Origin of the sequence: Paenibacillus glycinis (assembly GCF_009909185.1) — a bacterium.
Lineage (GTDB): Bacteria > Bacillota > Bacilli > Paenibacillales > Paenibacillaceae > Paenibacillus_Z > Paenibacillus_Z glycinis.
On sequence record NZ_JAAAMV010000029.1, the window covers coordinates 96006 to 120700 of the forward strand.

A 24695-nucleotide genomic window follows, 5' to 3' on the forward strand; every position below is an offset into this window, starting at 1 on the left:
GGTCCGCCGCCGCTAACAGGGGACAAAATTGCGATTTCTATGGTATCCGCCCTGAGATAAGGTGTCTATCGGATACTGCGGCATCCGTCGGGAGAAGCGGCTGCGGCTAACCGTTGCGCGGCTGCTTCAGCTTGCCCCGGAACTCGTTCGGCGTCTTGCCGGTATGCTTCTTGAACACCTCCGTGAAATACGCCGGATCGGAATAGCCGACCAGCTCGACGATCTCGTACACCTTGTAACTGTTGTCCAGCATCAATTCCTTCGCCTTGTTCATGCGGATCGTCGTCAAGTACTTCAAAAACCGCTCGCCCGCGTTCTTGAACAAGGACGACAGATGGCCCGTCGAAATAAACACGTGGTCGGCCACTTCCTTCAGCGTCAGGCTCCGGCCGTAATTCGCCTTCATGTACCGCTTGGCCTCCACCAGGATGATGCTGTCGTGAAATGCGGGGTCCGGCCCTGGCCCTTCTTCGTCATCCTCCAAGCCGATGAATGCCGTCGTCGGGGGATCGGATTCCGGCGCATTCGGCAAACCGCCGACCCGCACGGCGCCCTCCTGGACGTTATCGGCCAGCGCCGCCCTCGCGGCGTGCATCGATTGATGAATCGCGAACGGGCTCGCGACCGTCGCCCCGATGCCGATCGAGAAGGTCGATTTGAACAAGCCGATATAACGGTGCAGCTGCGAGGCGATGTCCCCGAATCGCCGATGGTCGTCGTGTTTGGACAGCAAATAGGCCGCCATGGCGGTCTTGTCGACCAGATGGTAGCCGAACTGCTGCGAATCCCACAGATCGCTTAAGATGTTGTCGAGCGAGAACGCGATCAGATTGAGCTCCCGTTCCGAGATGCGCTGGTTATGGATCGCGATTCGGTCCAGCTGAACGACGGCAACCGCGTAGCGGTCGGCCTCCAGCAGAATCTCGCTCTCCGCGCTGCCTTGCTCCAGCAGCTCCGGGGACAGCGGCTTCTCCAGCAGCCGGCCGAGAAAATCGTCCCGCAGCACCTTCGTCAGCTGCCTGGCCTTGCGCGTCAGCACCTCCAGCCGCTCTTCCTTTTGCTTCTGCTCGTCGAGCCGCTCCGTCAAGCGCGCGATCGATTTCGGCAGCTCCGCGAACGGAACAGGCTTCAGCAAATAATCGACCGCGCCGTGCTGCGTCGCTTTCTGGGCATACGCAAAATCGCCGTAGCCCGACAGTACGATGATTTTAATGAACGGATACAGCCGATTCAGCGATTCCATAAGCGCGATGCCGTCCATGAACGGCATCCGGATATCGGTCATCACGATATCGACCGGACGGTTCGAGATGAATTGAAGCGCTTCCAAACCGTGGGCGCAGCAGCCGGCCACTTGGACGCCGTATCGTTCCCAGGTCCATGCCGCCAAGCCGTCGCGGATTACTTTCTCGTCGTCAACAATCAATAGCTGATACATGCCAGATCGTCCCCTCCGATTGGTTTTGCACCCGTTTGCTTGCGCGCGGATGAATAAAGCGGCAACGTCGCCGTCGCCGCCCGTGACTCCTATGATGAAACGGAATATCAACTATTCTCCGCCCGGCCAGCGTACGGCAACGCGGTTCCCCAAGCCTTGTTGGGCCTGTCCCCCATCCGCAGCGTCAGGGTGCTTCCGGCCGCGATCGCCTCATGGGAGATGCGCGGTTCCGTCAGCGGCTTCCCGTCCACCTCCGCGGCCTGAACGTATTTGTTGCGGTCCGATACGCCCTCCGCCCGAATGGTGAAGATCCCGCCGCCGGAAACGGCGATCTCCGTCTTCTCGAAGAGCGGACTGCCGATCTCGTAGCTCGCTTTGCCCGGGCAGATCGGATAAAGTCCCATCGCGCCGAAGACGTACCAGGCGGACATCGCCCCGTTGTCCTCGTCCCCGCAAATGCCCGTCGGCGTCGCCTGGTACCACAGCTTCATGATCTCGCGCACGCGACGCTGCGCCTTCCAGGGCGAAGCCGTGTAGTTGTACAGATACGGGATGTGGAAGGCCGGCTCGTTGCCTTGGCAGTATTGTCCGATCAAGCCGGTCGCGTCCGGGAACTGCCCCAGAAAGCGATACTTGGAACCGTCGTACTGCTCGGCGAACAGCGCGTCCAGCCGTTCCTCGAACTGCTCCGCGCCGCCCATCAGCTCGATCAAGCCCTCGATGTCATGCTGGACGTGGAAGCTGTAGATCCACGCGTTGCATTCGGAGAAATAATCCCTGCCGCCCAGCCCGCCGCCGTACTTCGGGTCGAACGGCTCCACCCATTCGCCGTCGGCCGATTTGGGCGACATGAACCCGGTCGTCTCGTTATACAGGTTCCGGTAATTCCGCGACCGCCGCATGAACGCCTCGTAATCATCCGCATGACCGAGCGCGAGCGCCAGCTGCGCGACGCACCAGTCGTCGTACGCATGCTCCAGCGTCACGGCGACGGACTGCCGGCGCTCGAAGCCGTGCACTTCCTGCACCCATTCCGTCTCGCCCGGACGCAGCGCGGGATAGAAGCCTTGCTCCTGGTACGCGCGATCCAATTCCGTCAGCGGACCGTGCACCCAGGGCAGCATCGTCACCTCCGTCGCGTTCACCTTCATCGCTTCGAACGCTTTGGCCGCATCGAAATTCCGATAGCCTTTGTTGTAGACGTCGTAGATGAGCGCCGCGGTATGGTTGCCCGTCATGACGGGCAGATCGCCCTGCGCGAACGGGAACTGGGGCAGCCAGCCGCACTGCTCGTACATGCGCACGTACGACTGGATCATATCCTGCTTGCGCTCCGGATCCAGCAGCAGCTGCAGCGGATGCAGGCAGCGGTACGTATCCCAGATATTGTCCGCCACGTAGAAATCGCGCCCTTCGCTCTCGTGGATGCATCCGTCGTACGCGCTGTAATATCGGCCGTCTTCCGTGATGCTGCTCATGTTGAGCAGCGAGCGATAAAGCGAGGTGTAGAAGATCGTCTTCTGCTCCTCGGAGCCGCCGCTCGCTTCGATCCGGCCGAGCGCTTGCTGCCAGACTTCCCGGGCGGCTTGCTTCGTCTCCTCGAAGGTACGGCCATCCAGCTCGCGGGCCAAATTGCGGGCGGCCTGCTCCTCGCCAATATACGAAATCCCGGCGCGCACCTCGAGCAAGCCGCCCGCCGGCGCCGCGCGCAGCACGCAGCCCGACTGCCGCTCCGATTCCCACATGCGGTCAAGTTCGACCGGCTGCGAGAACGCGAGATGCGTGAAATGCGGCACGCCGGCCACCGTCCCGGCGATCACCGCCGCATGCTCCGTAAGCAGCGTCAAGCGGCTTCCGGCGGGGAAGCCGACCACGAGCGCGGCCTCCGGGCCGACCGGATAGCGGAACCGGTAGATCGCGGATTGATAGGAAACCGTCATCTCCGCCAAGATTTCCTCGTCTTCCAGCAGCACTTGATAGGCATAGGGCGCCGCATGCTCCAGATCGTGATCGTACAGCGACGAATGCGCGGACGGATCGGGCAGCCCGGCATTGCGCGCGGGCATGATGGAGCAGCAGCCGGCCGGGAAGCCGAATATCCGGTCGGCCAAGTACTTGTCGGCGATCCCGGGCGTCGTGATCGGAGCAAGCTTCATCATTCCGTGCGGCAAAGAAACGGTCGGCGAGGTCGAGGTGAGCAGATGGCCGATCGTGCCGATCATCGGGTTTACATAGTCTACGGCGAGCATGGATTCCCCTCCAATTCTGAGTCCCCCTCATTGTAACAAGACGCTTTCCGCGGCTAAATAAGGCAAAGCTCCAAAAACTACGGTATTCCTATGCTTTTCCCTCCTGCACGCGCAGTAATTCAAGAACGCCTCCACGGAATTGGATAGCCCGCATCCAGCTCCGAGGCGCCGTTTAGGGGGCGACGGCTTGGATGACCGCATGCCCGAGCGCTTCGTCGAAGCTCCCCCAGTCGGGGTCCACGTTGCCGTACGGATGATTGACCATATTGCCCTTCAGCGCGGTCAGGAAATAAACGCCGTATTCGTGCAGCCGCTCGAAATACCGGTATCCGCCGACGAACGCGCAGCCGAATTCCTCCGCCGCTCGGCGGTACAGCTCGTGCGAAGCCTCGACCGCGCGCATCGACCCGCAGAAGAGGGGATTCATGCCGTTATTCGTCACGATGAGGCAGGGAATCCCGTCGCGGCGAAGCTTGGCGAGGATCTCCCGCACGGCCGGTTCCGCCGCTTCGAGGCAGCCGGAATCATTCAGCATATATTCCAGGACGACCAGGTCGGGTTCCGTGCTGCGCACTTCATGTTCGTATCGGCTTGCGCCGCGAACGGAGCTCTCTCCTCTGATCGCCACGTTCGATGAGTAGAGCGCGGCGTCGGGGCAGGCGCGCCGCAGGAAGCGCATCAGCTGATACGGCCAGCGTCCCGAGCGCGTCGTGCTCTCGCCGTAGAACGCGATGCGCGCCGGCCCGCCCGCGAGCAGCTTCCACCTGAACGGCTCCAGCGCCTCGCGGTTCAAGACGGGAATCGCTTCGGCCGCATCCGCGCTTGACGCGGTCAGGTTCAAGACCGAATGCGGTCTTGCCGCTATGCGGAATCGCGCCCCCACCCAGACGGCGTCCGGCTCCAGCCCGCCGAAATCGATGGACAGTCCCCAATCGACCGCGTGCCCGTATTCGCTGACGATCGCGAGCGGCGCCTGCGCCTTGCGGGAGAACGTCACCGGAGCCGACCAGCGCAAGGTCTCCTCGGTCAGCTGGCGCTCCCGTCCGTAATCGATGCCCTCCGCCGCCACGATGATGCCGAGCGAATCGTCGTCCGGCGACAGCGCGACGACCTCCACCCGATAATCGCGCGGAGCCGCATCCAGATACCGACCGGTCACGCAGGGCAGCGATGCTTCACCCGGCGGCCATTCCCCTTCCTCCACCGTAATCGCGGCGGAGCCGTCGTAGAGCGAGGCTTCGCCCCAGCCCGTGAACACATGCGCCAACACGATGCCGTGCCTGACGACGGGCGGATCCGGGAGCAGCAGCTCACGGGACTCCGGCGCCTCCTCCGTCCCTTCCGCGACGACGATCGTGCCGTCTTCCAGCAGCACGATCGCGTCGTAGCGGCAAAGCCAGACGTCATAATCGAGCGAGAGCAGCTCCTGCTCGCGAATTCGCCCTTGCGGATGGCGCTTGATCGTCCCCCAATAATAGTCGTAGCAATAATCCTCGTCGGGCTCGTACAGCACGGACCGATGCTCGTCGTAGACGCGAAGCGAGCCCGCCACCATGCGCTGATAGGGCATGCCGCCGCTCCCGCGAATGTCTTCGCCGTTCCAGAAGCAGGGCGACTGCCGCGCTTCGCCGACGATTGCGTACCGCTGGCTGCGATACGCTCTTCTGCCGCCCGGGCGGATGGCGAGCACCCGTTCCGAATCGATCCGTACGGCGCGGCCGCCCTTCGCTACGACTTCTCCGGGCCGAACCCTCACCTGCCACGTTCCCGGATCGCAAACCACCCATCCAGCGCTCGCGCCGGCGAGCGGCCCGGATGACTTCTTCATGAACGATTCCCCCTCTGCTTGACACGGATTCTACTATTTCATTTCTGGACCGGGCTTTCACCTCCTGCCGGCGCAGTCCGCCTCCGCGTCAAAAAGACCCGCGATCGTCAAAGCCGCCAGCCTGCCGGCATGTTCAGCTTTCGCCAGGAAATGGAAAATTTCCGTTTTATGCACAAGCTGCCGCTGTTTTCGAATTTGCATCGATTGGTTCAGTGCCGGCATAAAAAACCGGCCATCAAGAATGAATCTTGATGGCCGGGATTCGGCAATGCTTCTTATGAAATAACGGAGTTCCGGCGAACGAACGGTGATCAGAGATCCACGGTCAGCGGGAAATGGCAAGCCACTTCCCGGTCGAAGCCGATCGGTTGCGGCAGCGGCTCTTCCGTCCGGCAGCGATCCTGCGCATAAGGGCAGCGCGGGTGGAACCGGCAGCCCGAAGGCGGGTTGACGGGGGAAGGAACTTCGCCCTGCAGCATGATGCGGTCCCGCTTCTGCCCCGGCGAAGGCTGGGGAATCGCGGACATCAGCGCCTTGGTGTACGGATGTCCCGGACGGGCGAAGAGCTCGTCCGCCGGTGCCACCTCGACGAGTTTGCCTAGGTACATGACCCCGACCCGATTCGAGATATGCCGGACGACGTTCAATCCGTGCGCGATGAACAGATACGTCAGGCCGAGCTCCTTTTGCAGCTTCATCATGAGGTTCAGCACTTGGGATTGCACGGATACGTCGAGCGCCGATACGGATTCGTCCGCCACGATGAATTTCGGATTCAGCGCGATCGCCCGGGCGATGCCGATCCGTTGGCGCTGACCGCCGGAGAATTCATGCGGATAGCGATTGCGGCGGTTCACGTCGAGTCCGACCAGATTCATCAGCTCGATGACGCGATCGTCGATGTCCGATGCCGACATCTTGCGATGCAGGCGAAGCGGCTCGCCGATCAGATCCCGGATCAGAAAGCGCGGATTCAACGAACCCATCGGATCCTGGAAGATGATTTGCATCTCTTCGCGAAGCGCGCGCAGCTCTTTCGGACCGGCCTGCTGGATGTCACGGCCTTCGAACCGGACTTCTCCTCCCGTCGCCTTCTGGAGATGCAGCATGACGCGGCCGAGCGTCGATTTGCCGCAGCCGGATTCGCCGACGAGCCCGAACGTTTCGCCCGGACGGACGCCGAAATTCACGTTGTCGACGGCCTTTACGTGGCCGACGACCCGCCCGAGCAAGCCTTTCTTGATCGGAAAATATTTTTTCAATTCCTTGGCTTCTACCAAATATGGTTCCGTCATCGTGTCGACACCTCCGGAATTCCCTCTAGCCAGCATGCCGCCCGATGGCCTTCTTTGCCTTTGGCCGCAAGCAGCGACGGCTCCTCTATGAAACAGCGACTCATCGCGTGCGGACAACGGGGATGGAACCTGCATCCTTGCGGAAGCTCGCCGATTCCCGGAATGCTGCCTTGAATTGTATAAAGCTCGCTCCCCGGTTCCTCTTCAAGACGAGGAATGGAGCGCAATAATCCTACGGTGTACGGATGGCGTGGCGTGCGAAACACTTCGTCGACCGTGCCCTCTTCGACGATCGTGCCGGCGTACATGACGGCTATCCGGTCCGCCATCTCGGCCGCCACGCCCATATCGTGCGTGATGAGGAGCGTCGCCGTGCGCAGCTCCCGCTTCAACCGACGCAAAAGGTCCAAAATTTGCGCCTGGATAGTCACGTCGAGCGCGGTCGTCGGCTCGTCGGCGATAATCAATTCCGGATCGCAGGCCAGCGCCATCGCGATGACGACCCGCTGGCACATGCCGCCGGACATCTCGAACGGATATTGCTTCGCGCGGATTTCCGCTTCCGGAATTCCCACGAGCTTCAGCATTTCTACGGCTTTATTCCACGCATCCTTCGCGTTCATGCCTTTGTGGATGCGCAGGCTCTCGGCGATTTGATCGCCGACCGAGAATACGGGATTCAGCGCGGACATCGGATCCTGGAAGATCATGGCCAACCGCTCTCCGCGAATCCGGTTCATTTCGCTTTGCTTCTTCGTGGTCAACTCTTCGCCGTCGAACGTAATCTTGCCTTCGGCGATAATGCCGCCGGCATAGTCGATCAAGCGCATGATGGCCATCGACGTTACGCTTTTGCCGCTGCCCGATTCGCCTACGATGCAAAGCGTCTGCCCTTCCTCGATCGAGAACGACACGTGGTCGGTCGCTTTCAAGAGGCCGTGTTCTCTTGGAAACCCTACGGTTAGATCCCGGACTTCGAGAATTTTTTTCGCCAACGGTCTAACCTCCTTGCGGACATCATGGCTTTCTGCCGCGGATCAAGCACGTCCCGCAAGCCGTCTCCGATAAAGTTGACCGCCAAGACGACGATCAGGATGCAGAAGCCGGGATATACGGCCTGCACGGGATCAACCAGCATAAACTCTTGCGCGTTCGAAAGCATCAAACCCCAGCTGGTCTGCGGAATCTGCACGCCCAAGCCGAGATAAGACAACGCCGATTCGCTGAGAATGGCGCCGCCTACCATCAACGTCGCGTTGACGATGATCGGCGCGGACGCGTTGCGCAGCAAGTGGCGGAAGATAATGCCCCAATCCGATACGCCGATCGCCTTGGCCGCTTCCACGTACTGCATTTCCCGCAGGGAGAGGAACGTGCCCCGCACAAGCCGCGCGACGCTCATCCAACCCGTGAAGGAGAGAACCAGAATCATATAGTAAAATTTCGAACCGAATATCGCCAGGATCAGAATGTTCAAGAACAACAGCGGGATGGAGTTCATCACGTCCACCAGCCGCATGAAGCAGGTGTCGATAAAGCCGCCGAAGTAACCCGAGATGGCGCCGATCAGCGTCCCGATGATGACCGAAGCGATGGCGACGGTGAAGCCCACGAGCAGCGATACCTGACTGCTATAGAGCAGCCTCGAGAAGATGTCCCTGCCTAATTCGTCTGTGCCCAGCAGATGATTTCCCGTGCCTGCCGGCAGGTTAGGGAACATCATGTCGATGCGGGACGGATCATAAGGGGCGATCCATTTGGCAAATATTGCGGACAAGACGAACACGATCAACACGATCAAGCCGACCAACGCGAAGCGGTTGGCCGAAAACCTTTTCCAGCCCACGCTCCAAACGCCCGGAGGCCGTTTGAATTTCTCGATGACGGGCTTCTCTTGCAATGCGATTTTCGCTTCGCTCATGTTGCCGAGCCTCCCTTTCTATCCAGTCTCACGCGCGGATCGACGAGCGCGTACAGAATATCGGCCAGCAGGTTTCCTGCAATGACGAATACCGCCGTAATCAGCGTGACCGCCATCAGAACGGAATATTCCCGGGACACGGCGTTCTGCACGAACAGCCGCCCCATGCCCGGCCAGTTGAACACGCTCTCGGTCAAAGCTGCGCCCGCTACCAGGATCGGCAGATCCAAGCCCAGCAAGGTAATGATCGGAATCAGCGCATTGCGAAGGCCATGTCGGAAAATAACCCTTCTTTCGTTCAGTCCCTTGGCTCTCGCTGTCCGGATATAATCCCTGTCGAGCACCTCGAGCATGCTCGAACGGGAATACTTGGAATACCCGGCAAGAAAACCGAGCGTCAGTACCGAAACCGGCAGCACGAGATGGTAAATCAGATTCCCTATATTCCCTTCGCTGCCCATCGTCCACATATCGGACAGGGGGAGCAGGTTCCATTTGAGGGCGAACAATTCCTGCAAAATAATCCCGAACCAGAACGTCGGCATCGCGAATCCCAAGTAGGCGACGAACGAAGCCGTTTGATCGGAGAGACTGTATTCGACCGTACTGTTATAAATCCCCCAAGGAATAGCGATCAATAAGGATAACAGCCATGCGGATCCCATCAGGACCATGGTATGGCCGATCGTTGGCCAGATAATCTCCCCGACGGGGATGTGGTTCTTGAACGTATAGCCCAGGTCGCCCTTCAGCAAATCGCCGATCCAGCTGACGAATTGCAGCGGAAGCGGCCGATCGAGACCCAGGTTATGAGCTTGTACCGCCATCGCTTCCTGGGAAAGACCCGGCGATAAGTAAATTTGCCGGGGGCCCCCCGGAGCGGCGTGGATGAGAAGGAATGTCAGGACCGTAATGAAAAACAGGACCAACACAGATTGCAGCAATCGCCGAACGAAATATTCAATCACGTCACTTACCCCCTTCTTGAAAGGAAGAAGGGAAGGATCCGATGGACCTTCCCTTCTCTATCCATTAGCTGCGTTTCTGAAGTTAGTTAGCAGGCGTTACCCACCAATTGATCAAATGGAAGAAGTAACCGTAAGAAAGCGATGATTCCGGCTTATCGGTATCGGAGAAGTGAACTTTGTTCTTGTCGAATGCCATCGGCGATCCGTATTGGTACAGGAAGACGTAAGGCAGATCCGTCGAAATTTCTTTCGCGACTTCTTGGTAAATCGATTTGCGTTCGTTTTGATCTACGGTGGAGTAGCCTTTCACCCACAGATCGTCAAGCTTGGTATTCTTGTACCAGCCGTTGTTTTGGCCGGCAGGCGTGAAGTACTTGGAAGAGAACGTCGATTCGGCATCCGGGTCCGGCGTGTTCAATACCCAAGCCAGCAGCAGCGCTTGGAATTTGCCCGGCGTTACGTTTTGATCGATCCACGAAGCGAAGTCGATCGCTTTCGGCGTCACTTCGATGCCGACGTCTTTCAAGTTCTGTTGGATAACGGCTGCCACTTGCTCGCGGCGGCTGTTGCCCGCATTGTATTGCAGTTCGAACGAGAAGCGGTGACCGTCTTTCTCGAGGATGCCGTCTTTGCCCGGCTTCCAACCGTCTTCCGCCAGCATCGTCTTGGCTTTCTCCGCGTCGTACGCGTAGTTCACGGCCGCATCGCCTGGAGCCGCCCACGAATTCGGCAGGAACGGCGCATTCATCAGCGTACCGGTTCCTTTAAGAATGTTGTCGACCATGCCTTGGCGGTTAAGCGCCGTCGCGATGGCTTGTCTCGTCTTCTGGCCTTGGAACAGATCGTACTTGCCAGGGAAATTAGCTCCGTCGAAGTTGAATTCCAAGTACTCGTATTGCGGGCCAGGCGCCAGAATCACGCCCATGTTGTCCTTGCCTTTGACCGTATCCAAAGTCGGAAGCGGAACGGCAGAGGTGAAGTCGATGTCGCCTTTCAGAAGCGCCTGCATCTCCGTGTTTTGGTCGGCGTAAATTTTATACGTCAAGGTTTGGATGTGCGGCTTTTGGCTGCCCCAATAATTCGGGTCGGCTTCGAACGTCAAGTATTGGCCGCGTTCCCATTTCGTCCATTTCCAAGGGCCGTTCGTGACCGTCTTGGTCGGATCAGAGCCGAACGGGTCTTTCGCCAAGTCTTTAAGCGCGACGTCTTTCAAAACATGATAAGGAGCCAGCGAGGAAACGAGGGAATATTGGAACGGTGCATAGATTTGCTTCAGCTTAATCGTGACCGTTTTATCGTCTACTTTGGTAACCGATTCGACTTTGTCGAAAGCGCTAATGCCCGGGGAACCGGACTCGGGATTCTTGACGGTGTCGAACGTGAATTTGATGTCGTCGGCGGATACAGGCTGACCGTCGCTCCACTTTGCTTCCGGCTTCAGCTTGACCGTATAAGTCAGGCCGTCCGCGCTGACAGTCGGCGCTTCGGCCGCAAGCGACCAAGGCTCTGCAGTCACGTTGCCTTGACGATCCATGTCGAACAAATTCGCATTCACGAAAGTTGATACATCGCCTGAAGAAGTGTCTTGGATGTACAAAGGATTGATCGACACGATATCCGAGAATGTGCCGACCGTCAGGCTTCCGCCGTCGACAGGCGCGTTTGGATCCGGAGTCGAGGTGTTCGTGTTGGTGTTCGTGCTGTTGTTTGTAGCCGGCGTTTCATTAGTAGTCGTGTTTTTGCCTCCGTTATTAGCGGCAGCGGAGTTGTTCGTGCTCGAATTGTTATTGCTGCAAGCTGCAAGCAAAGATCCGGTAATTGCGAGAATTGTCAGTACAGTCGTGACTCTGTTTCTTTTTCTCATTTTCACACATCCCCGTTTAATAGTCGTTTGATAATGTTAACTTACTTTACGCTCCTTTCGTGCGTAGGTCTTTAATGCTAGTTGATGTCATAAAGTCTAACAAGACTATTACATTTTATACTCAAGAAAACCTAGATGTAAATAGCTAATTTAAATAATTAAATTCGCAGACAAAATTAATTTTTGTAAGAGTTATTTTAACTCAATTTTAATAATTTTTCCCTATCTTCGAGCTCATTCAATGACCGGACTTTTTCACGAAAATTGATATAGAACTGTTTGGAAATGGAAGTATTATAGAGAAAAAACGCGAAATTTGAAGATCGCTAGACAACTGTATCAACCTAAAGATTTTATAAAGATTTTGTAAATATTTAAACTTTCGTCCATTATCGTCATATCGATGTAACGTTTTATCGCGATACAGCTTTAGCATAGTTTTGCGAACGCGTATGCGAACGATCCGGGCGCGCGCGCCCGTTCATCGTCCCTCGTCCGCCTGGTTCAAATGCACCATATTGTGCAAATAGCCGCCAATGACATGGGCACCGGCGATCATGCAAGAACCCCGATTCCTTCGTTGCGGAGCCGGACACGAACCGACCTGATTCGACACCGGTTCAGGGAGGCTTAATGCCGGAACGATTCGCGGCAATCCGACTCCGTCCGCAATCCTTCTCTCGGCTGGCCGAAACGTACGGCAGCGTATATTTAGTAGAAATAGTGCTCCTGATGCATATGCATCGAAATTCACGCAACGCCGGATACGCCGGTAAGCCTCCTAAAAAATCGCGGGCAATATCGGATCGTTCAGGGTGCCAATCCGCTTGGATCAAGCCATAGACCATGAGAGTCTGCGGGATCATAGTTGGTATTTTACGAAGATACTACTTTTAGCTTCTATTTCGTTATCCTTGGACGCAGTTCTTAACACGCTGCGGTAGATTGACGTCATACCACGATCATATCACTTAGACACACGAATGCTTCCACAGCGAAGAACAGCTCTAATATTCAGCTGCTCCAAAGTCGATATTGTGCTAGTTCCAAAGGATATTCCCCTGTCGCCAATGTACCTTCGCCCCGTAGAACGGTCGTGTTCGGCAACTTGCCAAGCCAGCGGGACTTCTCTCCTTAGCTGCTTGACGGCAGAAAATATCGTTCCTAAAAGGATTTGCGGCGTCCTTGCTCTTGTCGTTTTATAGGCGAACAAGAGCAAAAGGCTGTCAAGACATGCTCGACAGCGTGAAGCGAATTGCGGTTACAGTGTACTTGGTCGTTATGTACTATTTCTTAGTAAACCATTCATTCATTGCATCGATTGCAGTCTTCCCGCCTTTAGCCTCGAACTCTTGTTAAGCTAACGCTGTTCTTTTCCTTCAGCGCTTTATCGATATCGATCCCGGATGAGAAATACAAGGTGTTAAAGACGGCCGTGCCGTCGATCAGCTTATCTTTCGTATCTTTGTTTACCGCGAATTCGGGATCCAACAGTCCTTCGTCATACCACTCGAATAGCGGCCGTTCAACCAATTCTTATAAAATAATTGTTTGAGATGCGGCAGATGGTTCATTCGCAACAGATGGCTCTTCGCGACAAAGCTTCTCCAATATATCGATAGCCTCCTCGCGTTCTCCCTCCAGCCGCCGAATATCGCTGTTCAGCTTGAGAGGCACCTGCTATACGCGCTTCCGTTCATCCGCAAGCCTGCGTCTCTCATAGAAGCCGGCCAAATAATATTCCATTGCGGTCAATGCGTTTTGCTTGAAATCGATTTGAAACCCTTGAAGCTGATGCTCGTCGATCGCTTGAAGCAGCACGTCGGGCATGCTCGCCATGTTGGCGTACCCGACAATGATGGCGTTTTGCGCCAAGAGCAGCTCGTAGAAAGCCTCCGCGTTCAAATCGGTTACTCGCTCGGTCAGCAAGCGCACGATATTTTCCAAGATCGCGTATAAGCCCGTGCTGTCTTTAACGGCCGTTTCCAGATCGATATTCTTTTCCAAGATCGTATTTTTGATCGCGCTTAACCGAATCAACAGGGAATCCCGGTCGAGAATGCTTGCCATTTCGCCCAGAAAAAAAGTTTTGAATTCGTCATGCGTCATCGTGCCATAGGGAAGAAGAAGGTCCGCGAAGTTCCGAAAGCGCTTCGCGTACTCTTGAAACAAAATTTCCATAAACAAGATTTCCTTCGTCTTGTAGTAGAAAAACAACGATCCGTTCGAAACGTTCGCCGCTTTCGCGATATCGCTCATCTTGATGGCGTTGAAGTCGCGCTCCCGGTAGATTTCGCGCGCCGTATCCAAGATCAGCCTTGCCTTCTCTGCCTTCGCGCTGTCCGTCATGGCTCTTCTCATAGCTTAGACCCCCGTCGCCGTGCCTAATATTGACTTGCAGTCAATCGTAAGGAATACCGGGAAGCTTGTCAAGGGAACGAAAAATACCCCGGCTCCGGGTTGAGCGCGGCTCAAACCGGAATCCAGGTATTCGCATGCAAGGCAATCGTTATTTCATCTGGCTCATGATCAGTCGGTCGAAAGCTCTGTCGCTGATCCATTTTCGCAACGAGATCAATGGTTTTGCCATTTTACCGACGGCATAGCGAGTTTTGGGTTTGTCGGCCGCGATGGCGTTCGCGACGGTATTCGCCACCAATGCGGCCGACGACCCGCCCCCGGCCTGATACGATTTTCGCGTTGTATCCGCGATCGCCTTTGCCATTTCCTTGTACGGACCGGCGCCGGAATAGTTCAGCAGCGGTTCGGTCATCACATCGCCGAACGAGGTCTCGATAATGCCGGGCTCGAGGATGATGACGTCGATTCCGAACGGGCGCAATTCGAGTCTCAAGCAATCGGACCATCCCTCCAGCGCATGCTTGGTCGCATGGTACCATGCGCCGAGCGGCGTATAGATTTTCCCGCCCACGGATGAGGTATTGACGATTGTCCCGCTTCCCGCTCTCCTCATATGCGGTACGACAAGCTGCGTCAACCTGGCCAAGCCGAATACATTCACTTCGAACTGGTATCTCGCGTCGGCAAGGCTCACTTCCTCGACGCTCCCGTATAGGCCGAATCCGGCATTGTTGAACAGCACGTCGATTCGGCCTTTCTCCTTGACGATGTTGTCCACGCAGGCGACGATCTCTTCCTCGATCGACAGATCCAATTGCACGGGGATCGCCCCTAATCGCTGCAGATCCCGCATGTGCTCGATCCTTCTCGCCGCAGCGTACACGATGTGGCCATCCGCCAATAGCTTTTTGGCGGTTTCCTTGCCGATGCCGGATGAAGCGCCCGTGATTAAAACGACTTTATGGCTCATTAGCTATTCCTCCATTTTGCGAGTATGAGTTAAATTAATTGACTATAAGTCAATGACTATGAGTCAATAATAGATGACTTCGAGTCGATTGTAAAGCATAACTTGCCTTGCCGGCAGGGAAATCGGGTAAACGCAAACGCCCCGGATATCGGCACTAGCCGATGTCCAGGGCGTTTTGCATGGCATATCGATTCCTCGGATGCCGCGTTGCCATACCGTTCGGGTCAACCCACGTCAAGCTCGGATTACACTTTAAACGTCTTGACCAGATGCTTCAATTCGCCCATCATCTCGTTCAGGGCGTAGACCGATGTCGTGATATCCTCCATGATGGCGGCCTGCTCTTCCGAGGAGCCGGCAACCAGTTGGGATTTCTCCGTGGCGTCCTTCGCGATGCCCACCATGCTTTCAAGGGACGAGGCGATCTCCTCCGTGCCGGCGGACAATTGCTCGGTCGTGGCGGATACTTCCTGCGTCTGCGCGGACACGTGACGAATCGAGGTTTGAATCGCGCCGAACGAGGAACCGATCTCCTGCATCTTGCTCAGTCCGTCTTCGATCACGACGACATTCCGGCGCATATGATCGACGGCGATCGTGGAGGATTGCTGGATCGACTGGATCAATGCCACGATGGTCGTAACGGACGTCCTGCTCTGTTCGGCAAGCTTCTTGACCTCGTTCGCGACGACGGCGAAGCCGCGCCCGTATTCTCCGGCCCTGGCGGCTTCGATCGAAGCGTTCAACGACAACAAGGCCGTCTGATTGGAGATGTCCGAAATAAAGTCGACGATCGTTCCGATCTCATTGGATTGCGCGTACAACTGCTCCAAGACGACGGCCGTATCGCCGGCCGAGGCGCCGATCGCGTTCATCTGCTGAATGGCGGAGCGAATCTCGCCGTTGCCGTTGTCCACTTCGTTCGCGACTTCTCCGGTTTGATCCGAGACGATCCCCGAGGATTCGGCGATCTTTTGCACGCCCGCCGCCATCTCTTCCATGGCTCGCGCGGATTGCTCGACCGCCTGCAGCTGCACCTCCGTGCCGCCTGCCATTTCCTGAATCGCCGCGGACACCTGCGCGGAGGACGCCGAGGACTGCTTCGCCGACGCCAACAGGTCTTCCGAGGAAAGCGACACCCGGTCGATCGTCGTATGGATCTGCCGAACGATGCCGGACAACGAATCGATCATGTGGTTGATGTTCAGGCTGATTTGGCCGATCTCGTCGCCCGAATGAACGGCAAGCCTCGTATTCAGATTGCCGTCCGCGACTTCTTTGACGACGGAGGATATCGACACGATCGGTTTGACGACGATCCTCGTGAGCAGAATTGCGAGTCCCCCCACGATCAGGATCATGCCGAGCAGGATACCGACTCCGATGTAGATCGCCCGATTCACGTTGCCGTTAATTTCGGCGGTCGGCACGGTAATCAGAAGCTTCCAGGACGTATTGGGGATCGTCTGGTAGTAGGTGATGACTTCCTTGCCATTCTCCCCTTTGTAGGTGATAGAGCCTTCGGCGTTCGCCAGCATGGTTTCGAAAGCCTGCTGGGCGCCCTTATCCGTCGTGAACTCCGAAACCTTTTTCCCGATCCGGCTCTTGTCCGGGTAGGTGTAATAATCGCCGGAACCCGAGATGATATAGCCGTAGCCGGTTTTTTCCATCGCGATCGAATCCGTCAGCTTGGCGAAATTATCCGGGGAAGCGGATTGGGAGATGGCGCCTACGACGTTGCCGGAAGCGTCCAGGAGCGGCGTCACGATCGGCAGCACCAGCTTATTCGTTTTTTTGCTGACCAGCATGTCGGAGATGACCGTTTTCTTCGTTTCCATCATCGTCTTGAAGTACGGCCGGTCCGCCAAATCAAGCGGCGTATTGGAAATATCGATGCCCTGGCCTTTGGTATCGACCAAAATATAGTTATCGATTTGATTGTCGCTTTGATCCAGCATTCTCAAATACGGGAGGATGACTTTCGAATCCATGGCCGTGAACTCGGGATGCAGCTTGATCAATTCCTGCACCGCGGAAATTTTCAATTGCAGCCATTCGTCGATTCGGGAGACGCTTAGCTGCTCCACCGTTTGCGCTTTCTGCAGATTGTCGGACTTGCTTACGCCGCTGAAATAAATGACGTAAAACAGACTGGACGCAATCAACGGGACGATGCAAAGGACTAGCAGGACGATGGACCATTTCGTGCGAAGAGACAGATTTTTGATCGTGAGCTTGGATGTCGTGGTGGGCATGAGATTCCTCCGGCGTCATTTTCGTAGGTACAGTAGTTATGTCGGTTTTTGTCGGAAAAAAGTAAAGACATAAATTGTTAAGTATTCTGACGTTGGCTGCCGGACGCTTCGCATGCAGCGGCTGGTGTCGTCGAACGGCACCGCGCGACTAGCTGCGCATGCGAAAAATCCCGCCGAAGGTATCCGACGGGATAGGAGTTGCCGACGCTTCCCAGAAGCATCTCAAGTAAAGTTAGCTAGGATGAGTACCCTGTCTGCCAGCAGACCCTTGCTAGTGAGCCCGACCGTCCGCGTGCCGTCCGGGATGCGGTCGTCCGGTCCTTCTCCGACCGAAAGCGGCAGCAGCCTCAACGATCCAACTGCCGGAGAAATTCGAGCACGCGCTGCAGCAGCAGCGCCGTCGCGCCGGCGTCGTACGACGGCAAGCTGCTGTCCGCAAAATAATGCTGATCGCCGGGGTACAGAAAGAGCTCCGCCCGATTGGCCGACGCCACGAGCTCGCGCGCCGCGTCGATGTCGCCCTCGTCAACGAAATAAGGATCCGCATCCATGCCGTGAATTTGCGCGGGCAGATCCGCCGGCCACGGAGATCCGAACATCGAGGCCGGAACGCAGGAATAAAAGAACAGCGCGCCGCTCGCGCCCTCGCGCGTCTGCGCGAGCTTCTGGGCAGGCACGACGCCGAGAGAAAAGCCCGCATAGACGATCCCGCGCGGAAGCTCGCCGGCCGCGCGTTCGCCGCGCTCCGCAATCGTTTCGAACCCGACTTCATTGACATACGCCATCCCGTCCTCGATCGCGGCGAACGTGCGGCCTTCGAAGAGGTCCGGTACATGTACCGTATGTCCCTCCCCTCTAAGCGCGTCGGCAAAACCGTCTATGCCTGCCGTTCGTCCCAGCGCGTGATGAAATAGAAGAATCTCAGCCATGTCTCTTCTCCTTTCATTTTGGTAGATCATGGAATTTATATTGCTCCCCGTAAGAATTCGCCCTATGACGGCAGTTTCCCTGCCATTCCACATCATTCGTCAAAACAGCGCGCTGATTCTGCATATACATACGATTTCAGCCGCAACAGTGAGATTTCTCTTGCCTTTAACCGAAACAAAGTTTCGCTCCATTAAGACGATAGGTTTGAAAAATTAAAAACCTTTTCAACCCCCATCTCAGGTCGCAATGCCTTGTCTTCTTCCGTGAACAGATCGCTTGTATAACGGCCGAGGGTTTTTCGCCAAAATTTAATCGTCCTTAAATTGTTATCCGTCGGGAACGTGTACAACAGCCATTTCCCTTTCAAGCGGTTAAATATTGTCGTAATGGCTTCTTCAGCGACTCCCCGACCTCTAAAGGGCCGTAAGATAAAAAATTCGTTGACCAAAAAGTCGCTGTCATCATCCACGTAAGGCGGTGCAGCTATCAATGCGAATCCCGCCGGCACTTCGTCTACCCAGACTAAAAAAGGAAAGAGGCAATCTTCTTTTTCCCACCAGATATCGAATGCCATGATTTGTTGCTGCAGCGTTCGATAGGCATCACTATCCTCGAAGACCCCGTATTTATTAGGGAGAACGCTGCGTATTCCCGCTAGATCGTGAAGATATAGAGGATATAGATTATTGATTATGTATTTCTGCTCCTTGCCGCAAAGCTGCACCTTAACGTTCACGATACCACTTCCTTATTCAATTCGTTGAAATGAGAATGAAACCTCGAGCCTTCAACAAAAAGTATAAAGACTGGCGATAGTAAAAAATATGCATAGAATACATAGACATATTTATGAATTAAAAAGGCTCGCGTCATTGAACGCAAGCCCTCGCGTACTACTCTCTCTTATAAACGATCTTCTTGATTGTTCCTTCGGAAAGCCAATATGATTTTGAAAGCTGCTCGATGCTTATTCCCATGCGAAACGATTGCCTGATCTCAAAATTCCGTTGCAGCAGGTAGTTCCTCTGTCCTGAGATCTGTCCCCATTTTTTCCGGCCGTCCTCTGGCGAAGGTACATAAATTGTCCTGCCTTGGACATACTTTTGGATTTCCCGAAGCAATTTATCAGGCAAAAGTTCGTTTGCGGATACGTATTTCACTGGCTTCGCTCCTTCATCTAATCCATCTCAAGATGACAAGGTCGCAAAGCCCGCATGACAAACAGCTTGCTGATTTTTCTGGAATTTTGCGGTTAAGCGATGCTGCTCCATGTAAACAACCGCCATTGTTTGTCACGTAGACTCTGCATGGAGCGAGAATGGAACCTTTGCATCGCGTGAAGTTTTAGCATCGGCATTTCCCGGGATAACGCCAAACGATATGCCTCCCTTCCAATAATTTCATTACTCACGCATACCGCCGCTGCCGCATCGCCTCGTACAACAATACCGTCGACGCCATCGCCACGTTAAGCGATTCCGAGCGCCCGTGCATCGGAATGATGATCCGCGTGTCGACTTGCGCGAGCGCCGCGTCCGACAAGCCGTTCGACTCGCTGCCGAGCAGCAGCCACGTCGGTCCACGCCAGTCGTAGTTGTAGCAAGTGGCGGACGCCTGCAGGCTTGTCCCGACCACATGGATGCCCTGCTGCTTCGCCTCGGGCAGTAGCTCCGCCAGATCCCCTTCGATGACGGGCAAATGAAACAGGGATCCCATCGTCGAACGCACCGTCTTGGGGTTGTACAGATCGACGCAGCCTCGGCCAAGGACGACCGCGTCCGCGCCGACGGCATCCGCGCTGCGAATGATCGTGCCGACATTGCCGGGGTCGCGGACGCCGTCCAGCACGACGACCAACGAGTCGGCCTTGTACAGGGCCGATGCATCGGCGAGCGGCTTCGCGACGATGCCGAAGACGGGCGGCGGCGTATCCGTCCCCGTGCATTTGGCCATGATCGCGGGCGTCGCTTCGATCAGCTCGCAATCGGTTTGCCCGAGCAGCGTTCGAAGCTCGCTTGGCACGCCGCGCTCGGTATCGACGACGATCGTTTCGACGTCTGCCCCGGCATGAAGCGCTTCCTGCACCAAATGCACGCCTTCGATAATGAAACGTCCGCTGCGATCCCGGTGCTTCTTCTCGAGCAGCGCCGCCATCGTCTTCACTTTTTCGTTTTGCAGGGAAGCAATGCTTGCCATTCGATGATTTTGATTCCGCACCTTATCTACTCAGCCTTCCGCATAAACTAGTTCTAATTCGGATAAATCCTCGGTCTTGCCCACAATCACGAGCACGTCGTCTTCCTGGATGACATTTTCCGCCGAAGGTGCGATGTTCATCTCCGTCCCTTTCTTGATCGCCAGGACGTTGCATTTGAACCGGGCCCGGATGTCGAGCTGCATGAGATTGCGGCCGATCGTAAAATCCGGCGCCTTCATCTCCACGATGCTGTAATCGTTCGACAGCTCGATGTATTCGAGAATATTGGGCGAGATCAGGTGATGCGCCACCCGCAGCCCCATATCCCGTTCGGGGAAGACCACCTTGTCCGCGCCGATTTTGTTCAGCACTTTGCCGTGCAGCTCGTTCTGGGCCTTCACGATCAGCTCCGGCACGCCGAGCTCCTTCAGAATCAGCGTCGTCAGGATGCTGGCCTGGATGTCCTCGCCGATCGCGACGACCACGACGTCGAAATTCCGCAGACCGAGCGAACGAAGCGCTTCCTCGTCCGTCGAATCCACCGCGACCGCATGCGTGACCCAATTGGAGGCTTCCTGGATCTTCTGTTCGCTGACGTCGATGGCCAGCACCTCGAAACCCAAATCGGACAGCTCCTGCGCAACGCTGGAGCCGAACCTTCCCATCCCGATGACGGCATACTGCTTCTTCGCCAAAACCAACCCTCCCGCAACGACTTCAAGTTAGCTTATTATAGCATAACTTCCGGCGATAACCGAGTCGCGACCGCGCCGACCCGGCATGAATTCACCTTGCCGGGGAGATATTAAACGGGAAAACAGGTGATGGAGGGATGGGTTTGAACAATCTTGATTTGCGGCAGGCTATCGTTCGCAGGGTTCAAAATAAATCCGGCGAGGAATTGACCGACGTTATCGAAAGCTCCATCGGCAGCGACGAGAAGGCGCTGCCCGGCCTTGGCGTGCTGTTCGAAATGATTTGGCAAAACAGCAAAGCCCCGGAGCAAAACCGGATGGTGGAGCTGCTCTTCAATCATCTTCGCGGCATGGAGAGCGCGAACCCGAGTCCAAGCTAACGTACGCGCCCCAGGATTGATATACGCTTCAATACGCGACTTCGCCGAGCCGACGCGCATCCGAAGACGTGTCGCTGAGGAAGCGCCGTGCCCCGTGCACGGCGCTCTTTAGCGCGCATACCGGCCAATATTAAATCGCGTGCATACGTTCATAGCGTCCCAATCTTCATTGCAGAACATGCAGCGCATGACGGTCAATTATTCCCTGCGAACAAGAAAACAGCCTGCCCTCCGGGCAGACTGTTCTCGCATGTCCATCTCTTGGCGTCCGCATCGCGGCGTCAAGCGCTTTGCATCCCTCGCATGCTGCTACGCGGTCGGCAGGTTCTCCAGCGCCGGCATCGGCTCCGGACGTTCGCAGGTGCTTTCCATCACGTAATGCTTGCCTTCGGCGGAAGCGTCATGAAAGCCGTGCATCGCCTCCAGCACATGGTAAGCCATCGCGCCGTTGGCGCGATGCCGGCCGCCGTCGCGGATCGCGCGCGCCATATCGGCCACGCCGATGCCGCGGTTGTTGTCGGTGTTGCCGTGGGTGAGCGCGACCTCTTCCCACTCGCCGCCGGCGCGGCGAAGCTTCACGGTACCTCCGAACATGTTCGGATCCGGCACCAGCAGGGAGCCCGCGCTGCCGTGCACTTCGATGTTCGGCAGCGACGTCCCGCCTTTCGCGTCGAAGCTCGTGATGAGCGTGCCGACGGCGCCGCTCGCGAAATCGATTACGCCGGCGATATGCGTCGGCGTCTCCACTTTCATGACCTTGCCGTTCTTTTTCTCGCTCGTGATCGTCCGTTCCGGATACGAGATGACCGCGGATCCCGTTACTCTGCGAATCGGGCCGAGCAGCGTGATGTACGCCGTCAAATAATAAGGCCCCATATCGAACATCGGGCCGCCGCCGACCTCATAGAAAAACTCCGGATCCGGATGCCAGCCCTCCGGTCCGCCGCCCATCATGAAGCCGGATATCGAGATCGGCTGCCCGATCGCGCCGTCGTCGATCAGCTTGCGGCAGGTTTGGATGCCGCCGCCGAGGAACGTCTCCGGCGCGCTCGCAACGCGCAGCCCTTTGGCCGCCGCCAGCTCCAGCACGCGTTTGCCTTCCTCGCGGGTAACGGCTAGCGGCTTCTCGACGTACACATGCTTGCCGGCTTCCAGCGCCTGCAGGCATACGGTTGCATGCGCTTTCGGAAACGTCAGATTCACGACGATCTCGATTTCCGGGTCGGACATCAGCTGATCGACGGTGTACGCTTTGGGCAAGCCGAATTCCTCGGCGCGCATCTTGGCGCGGTCCAGATCGATGTCCGCGGCGGCGACAAGCTCGATTTCCGGGTACGTTTTCAAATTCGTAAAATAAATTTGACTGATATTGCCGCAGCCGACAACACCGACTTTAACAGGCTTCATCCACGTCTGCTCCCTTTTTGGCCGAATAGGAAGAAACGGTTGCCGCCGCTCGCGAACGGTACGGCGGGTTTCTTCCGGCTGAACTATGTATTGCAAAACAGCCCGCCTCGCCGGGCAGGCTGTTTCCCTAACTGACAGTATACGCGATATCGGGCGTTATTTCGACTGCGGTGCCAGTGCCGGCATCGGCTCCGGACGCGCGCAGCTGCTCTCCATGACGTAATGCTTGCCGTCGCGGGAGGCGTCGTGAATGCCGTGCATCGCTTCCAGCACGTGATACGCCATTTCGCCGTTCGCGCGATGCTGGCCGCCTTCGCGGATCGCGCGGGCCATGTCCGCCACGCCGATGCCGCGGTTGTTGTCCGTGAAGCCGTGCGTCAGCTCGATCTCTTCCCAATCGCCGCCGGCGCGGCGCAGCTTCACGACGCCGCCGAAACCGTTCGGATCCGGCACGAGCAGCGTGCCGGCGCTGCCGTGCACTTCGATATTCGGCAGCGCCGTGCCTGCCGCCGCGTCGAAGCTCGTAATCAGCGTGCCGATCAACCCGTTCTCGAAATCAAGCACGCCCGTGATGTTCGTCGGCGTCTCGACGGCAATCTTCTTGCCGCGTTTCTTCTCGCTCGTGATCGTCCGCTCCGGATACGAGATCCGCGCGGAGCCGGTTACCCGGCTGATCGGACCGAACAAGGTCACGAATGCCGTCAGGTAGTAAGGACCCATATCGAACATCGGGCCGCCGCCGACTTCGTAATAAAATTCCGGATCCGGATGCCAATTCTCATGGCCGCCGCAGATCATGAAGCCCGTCGCCGATACCGGCGTGCCGATCGCGCCTTCGTCGATCAGCTTGCGGCAGGTTTGGATGCCGCCGCCCAGGAACGTTTCCGGCGCGCTCGCGACGCGAAGGCCCTTCGCGGCCGCCAGCTCCAGGACTTGCTTGCCTTCCTCGCGCGTCACCACGATCGGCTTCTCGACGTACACGTGCTTGCCGGCTTCCAGCGCCTGCAGGCACACGGATGCATGCGCTTTCGGAATCGTCAGGTTGACGACGATTTCGATCTCGGGGTCGGCGAGCAGCTGCTCGACCGTGTACGCATTCGGTACGTCATACTCCGCCGCGCGCTCTTTCGCGCGTTCAATATCGATATCGGCCGCGGCGACGAGCTCGACCTCGGGATATTGCTTCAAGTTCTTAAAATAAATCCGGCTGATATTGCCGCAGCCGATAATGCCGACTTTGACTGGCTTCATGGATCATTTCCCTCCCTGGAATCATTCTTATGACAGCAATCGGTTAACGCGCGGCCCACAGAAAACCGCGGCGCATCAGCTCGAGCGTTTGCGGCATGGCGACGATGTCCGCCTGATGGCCCAGCGAGTTGTAATACACGCGGCCTTGTCCCCAGGATTTCGTCCAGACGACCGGCATCTTCACGTCGCCGAAGCTCGTCGTCGCATGTACCTTGACTGCCGGATCGACATGCATGTAATACTGCTCGGAGACGACCTCGAAATCGCCGATGCCGCTCGTGAGCGGCTCATCCGCATCGACCATGTTGACGTCGTACCGGACGCCGTCGTTGCCCGGATGCGCGACCCATTGGCCGCCGACCATGAACTGAAAATCCGTCTCGTTGCGGAACGAATCGCCCATGCCGCCATGGCAGCCCGCGATGCCGCAGCCGGCGTTCACGGTATCCAGCAGCAGGCGAAGCTGTTCCCGTTCGATCTGTCCCATCGTCCAGACCGGCACGATCAGGTCGAGACTGCCCATCAATTCGGCATCGGCGAACGAGTCGAGCGTATCCGATACCGTGACGTCGAATCCTTCCTCGCGCAGCATGCCGGCGAAGATTTCTCCGACTTCCTTCGGCTGATGTCCGTCCCAGCCGCCCCATACGATAAGTGCTTTTTTCATTTCGCTATCATCCTCTGTT

The 24695-nt window shown here is 56.8% G+C and carries 21 protein-coding genes; 2 read left to right on the forward strand and 19 right to left on the reverse strand.

The features are described 5' to 3' along the window. Positions 1 to 106: 106 nt before the first annotated feature. From GT019_RS27780 to GT019_RS27815, 8 genes are all read right to left on the reverse strand, one after another. Complete coding sequence (locus tag GT019_RS27780; RefSeq protein WP_161746710.1) at positions 107 to 1438, reverse strand: response regulator; 1332 nt, start codon at positions 1436 to 1438, stop codon at positions 107 to 109. A 107-nt stretch (positions 1439 to 1545) separates the two neighbouring features. Beyond that, positions 1546 to 3687 (reverse strand): GH92 family glycosyl hydrolase, encoded by a 2142-nt coding sequence (locus tag GT019_RS27785; protein WP_161746711.1) that lies wholly within the window; start codon positions 3685 to 3687, stop codon positions 1546 to 1548. A gap of 172 nt (positions 3688 to 3859) precedes the next feature. Continuing rightward, positions 3860 to 5515 carry an SGNH/GDSL hydrolase family protein gene (locus GT019_RS27790; RefSeq protein WP_161746712.1) on the reverse strand — a complete coding sequence of 552 codons (1656 nt, stop codon included), beginning with the start codon at positions 5513 to 5515 and terminating at the stop codon, positions 3860 to 3862. Between the two features lie 311 nt (positions 5516 to 5826). Beyond that, positions 5827 to 6810, reverse strand: coding sequence for an ABC transporter ATP-binding protein (locus GT019_RS27795; RefSeq protein ID WP_161746713.1), 984 nt, complete (start codon positions 6808 to 6810; stop codon positions 5827 to 5829). Further along, entirely contained in the window at positions 6807 to 7805 is a 999-nt protein-coding gene (locus GT019_RS27800) for an ABC transporter ATP-binding protein (RefSeq protein ID WP_161746714.1), read from the reverse strand. Before GT019_RS27800 ends, GT019_RS27795 begins: the two co-directional genes overlap by 4 nt. Further along, entirely contained in the window at positions 7772 to 8731 is a 960-nt protein-coding gene (locus GT019_RS27805; RefSeq protein WP_161746715.1) for an ABC transporter permease, read from the reverse strand. The genes GT019_RS27800 and GT019_RS27805 overlap by 34 nt, the downstream gene beginning before the upstream one ends. Then, complete coding sequence (locus GT019_RS27810; protein ID WP_161746716.1) at positions 8728 to 9699, reverse strand: ABC transporter permease; 972 nt, start codon at positions 9697 to 9699, stop codon at positions 8728 to 8730. The genes GT019_RS27805 and GT019_RS27810 overlap by 4 nt, the downstream gene beginning before the upstream one ends. Positions 9700 to 9781: 82 nt before the next feature. After that, on the reverse strand, positions 9782 to 11254 hold the full coding sequence (locus GT019_RS27815; protein ID WP_328804044.1) for an ABC transporter substrate-binding protein: 1473 nt from the start codon (positions 11252 to 11254) through the stop codon (positions 9782 to 9784). A gap of 34 nt (positions 11255 to 11288) precedes the next feature. Between GT019_RS27815 and GT019_RS32135 the strand changes: the two genes are divergently transcribed. Next, positions 11289 to 11594, forward strand: coding sequence for a hypothetical protein (locus GT019_RS32135; RefSeq protein ID WP_235949524.1), 306 nt, complete (start codon positions 11289 to 11291; stop codon positions 11592 to 11594). 1649 nt (positions 11595 to 13243) lie between these two features. Here the strand turns inward: GT019_RS32135 and GT019_RS27820 are convergent. The 8 genes from GT019_RS27820 to GT019_RS27855 all read right to left on the reverse strand — a co-directional run bounded on the left by GT019_RS27820 (position 13244) and on the right by GT019_RS27855 (position 20971). Further along, positions 13244 to 13924: a TetR family transcriptional regulator gene (locus GT019_RS27820; protein WP_161746718.1), complete on the reverse strand. Its 681-nt coding sequence runs from the start codon at positions 13922 to 13924 to the stop codon at positions 13244 to 13246. Between the two features lie 148 nt (positions 13925 to 14072). Then, positions 14073 to 14894 carry an oxidoreductase gene (locus tag GT019_RS27825; RefSeq protein ID WP_161746719.1) on the reverse strand — a complete coding sequence of 274 codons (822 nt, stop codon included), beginning with the start codon at positions 14892 to 14894 and terminating at the stop codon, positions 14073 to 14075. A gap of 245 nt (positions 14895 to 15139) precedes the next feature. Continuing rightward, the gene (locus GT019_RS27830) at positions 15140 to 17149 is read right to left on the reverse strand and encodes a methyl-accepting chemotaxis protein (RefSeq protein ID WP_161746720.1); all 2010 of its coding nucleotides are present in this window, start codon (positions 17147 to 17149) and stop codon (positions 15140 to 15142) included. A 347-nt stretch (positions 17150 to 17496) separates the two neighbouring features. Beyond that, entirely contained in the window at positions 17497 to 18078 is a 582-nt protein-coding gene (locus GT019_RS27835; protein WP_161746721.1) for a dienelactone hydrolase family protein, read from the reverse strand. A 191-nt stretch (positions 18079 to 18269) separates the two neighbouring features. Further along, positions 18270 to 18815 carry a GNAT family N-acetyltransferase gene (locus tag GT019_RS27840; RefSeq protein WP_161746722.1) on the reverse strand — a complete coding sequence of 182 codons (546 nt, stop codon included), beginning with the start codon at positions 18813 to 18815 and terminating at the stop codon, positions 18270 to 18272. 157 nt (positions 18816 to 18972) lie between these two features. After that, positions 18973 to 19239, reverse strand: coding sequence for a CD3324 family protein (locus GT019_RS27845; protein ID WP_161746723.1), 267 nt, complete (start codon positions 19237 to 19239; stop codon positions 18973 to 18975). Between the two features lie 247 nt (positions 19240 to 19486). Then, positions 19487 to 20275 carry a TrmH family RNA methyltransferase gene (locus GT019_RS27850; RefSeq protein ID WP_161746724.1) on the reverse strand — a complete coding sequence of 263 codons (789 nt, stop codon included), beginning with the start codon at positions 20273 to 20275 and terminating at the stop codon, positions 19487 to 19489. A gap of 30 nt (positions 20276 to 20305) precedes the next feature. Beyond that, positions 20306 to 20971, reverse strand: a complete 666-nt coding sequence (locus tag GT019_RS27855) for a potassium channel family protein (RefSeq protein ID WP_161746725.1) — start codon at positions 20969 to 20971, stop codon at positions 20306 to 20308. 137 nt (positions 20972 to 21108) lie between these two features. On the opposite strand from GT019_RS27855, the gene sspI reads away from it, so the two are divergent. Further along, the gene (sspI, locus tag GT019_RS27860) at positions 21109 to 21351 is read left to right on the forward strand and encodes a small acid-soluble spore protein SspI (RefSeq protein ID WP_161746726.1); all 243 of its coding nucleotides are present in this window, start codon (positions 21109 to 21111) and stop codon (positions 21349 to 21351) included. Positions 21352 to 21660: 309 nt separating this feature from the next. Here sspI and GT019_RS27865 read toward each other — a convergent pair whose 3' ends face one another. The 3 genes from GT019_RS27865 to GT019_RS27875 form a co-directional block, all read right to left on the reverse strand. Continuing rightward, positions 21661 to 22758, reverse strand: coding sequence for a Gfo/Idh/MocA family protein (locus tag GT019_RS27865; protein ID WP_161746727.1), 1098 nt, complete (start codon positions 22756 to 22758; stop codon positions 21661 to 21663). A gap of 156 nt (positions 22759 to 22914) precedes the next feature. Continuing rightward, on the reverse strand, positions 22915 to 24009 hold the full coding sequence (locus tag GT019_RS27870) for a Gfo/Idh/MocA family protein (protein WP_161746728.1): 1095 nt from the start codon (positions 24007 to 24009) through the stop codon (positions 22915 to 22917). A gap of 43 nt (positions 24010 to 24052) precedes the next feature. Next, positions 24053 to 24676 carry a ThuA domain-containing protein gene (locus GT019_RS27875; protein ID WP_161746729.1) on the reverse strand — a complete coding sequence of 208 codons (624 nt, stop codon included), beginning with the start codon at positions 24674 to 24676 and terminating at the stop codon, positions 24053 to 24055. Positions 24677 to 24695 lie beyond the last annotated feature (19 nt).

Coding starts and splice junctions, on each gene's coding strand:
- GT019_RS27780 (WP_161746710.1), bottom strand. CDS start 1,438: ATGTATCAGCTATTGATTGTTGACGACGAGAAAGTAATCCGCGACGGC.
- GT019_RS27785 (WP_161746711.1), bottom strand. CDS start 3,687: ATGCTCGCCGTAGACTATGTAAACCCGATGATCGGCACGATCGGCCAT.
- GT019_RS27790 (WP_161746712.1), bottom strand. CDS start 5,515: ATGAAGAAGTCATCCGGGCCGCTCGCCGGCGCGAGCGCTGGATGGGTG.
- GT019_RS27795 (WP_161746713.1), bottom strand. CDS start 6,810: ATGACGGAACCATATTTGGTAGAAGCCAAGGAATTGAAAAAATATTTT.
- GT019_RS27805 (WP_161746715.1), bottom strand. CDS start 8,731: ATGAGCGAAGCGAAAATCGCATTGCAAGAGAAGCCCGTCATCGAGAAA.
- GT019_RS32135 (WP_235949524.1), top strand. CDS start 11,289: ATGTACAAAGGATTGATCGACACGATATCCGAGAATGTGCCGACCGTC.
- GT019_RS27820 (WP_161746718.1), bottom strand. CDS start 13,924: ATGAGAAGAGCCATGACGGACAGCGCGAAGGCAGAGAAGGCAAGGCTG.
- GT019_RS27825 (WP_161746719.1), bottom strand. CDS start 14,894: ATGAGCCATAAAGTCGTTTTAATCACGGGCGCTTCATCCGGCATCGGC.
- GT019_RS27830 (WP_161746720.1), bottom strand. CDS start 17,149: ATGCCCACCACGACATCCAAGCTCACGATCAAAAATCTGTCTCTTCGC.
- GT019_RS27835 (WP_161746721.1), bottom strand. CDS start 18,078: ATGGCTGAGATTCTTCTATTTCATCACGCGCTGGGACGAACGGCAGGC.
- GT019_RS27850 (WP_161746724.1), bottom strand. CDS start 20,275: ATGGCAAGCATTGCTTCCCTGCAAAACGAAAAAGTGAAGACGATGGCG.
- sspI (WP_161746726.1), top strand. CDS start 21,109: ATGGGTTTGAACAATCTTGATTTGCGGCAGGCTATCGTTCGCAGGGTT.
- GT019_RS27865 (WP_161746727.1), bottom strand. CDS start 22,758: ATGAAGCCTGTTAAAGTCGGTGTTGTCGGCTGCGGCAATATCAGTCAA.
- GT019_RS27870 (WP_161746728.1), bottom strand. CDS start 24,009: ATGAAGCCAGTCAAAGTCGGCATTATCGGCTGCGGCAATATCAGCCGG.
- GT019_RS27875 (WP_161746729.1), bottom strand. CDS start 24,676: ATGAAAAAAGCACTTATCGTATGGGGCGGCTGGGACGGACATCAGCCG.